The organism is Herbidospora sp. NBRC 101105, assembly GCF_030269205.1.
GTDB lineage: Bacteria > Actinomycetota > Actinomycetes > Streptosporangiales > Streptosporangiaceae > Herbidospora > Herbidospora solisilvae.
The window spans coordinates 1-312 of sequence record NZ_BSSX01000029.1; the positions used below are offsets into that span (position 1 = coordinate 1).

The following is a 312-nucleotide window of genomic DNA, read 5'->3' on the forward strand; positions in this document are numbered from 1 at the left end:
AGGTGGGGGTGGTGGCCTTGCTCACCACTCCGGGAGACGAGCGGACGGACTGGCTGCACACCGGACAGGCCCTGCAGAGGGTGCTGCTGCACGCCGCCGTCCACGGGATCAGCGCGGCCTTCCACACACAACTGCTGGAGTATCCGAATCTTCGTGATTTCGTCCGGACGGAGATCTGCTCCAAAGAGTTTCCGCAGATGGTGATCCGTCTGGGCTACCCGAGTAAGACGGCCCGCGGAGTCAGGCGCCCGTTGGCGGAGGTCCTCTCCGAGGAACGCGACCGGTGAGACTCGGCCAGGCCGGCGGCCTCCG

The 312-nt window shown here is 66.7% G+C and carries 1 pseudogene; it reads left to right on the forward strand.

Features of this window, described 5'->3' with window-relative positions:
* Nucleotides 1-287 (forward strand): annotated as a pseudogene (locus QSK34_RS37655) (Acg family FMN-binding oxidoreductase); the annotation flags it as partial.
* Nucleotides 288-312 lie beyond the last annotated feature (25 nt).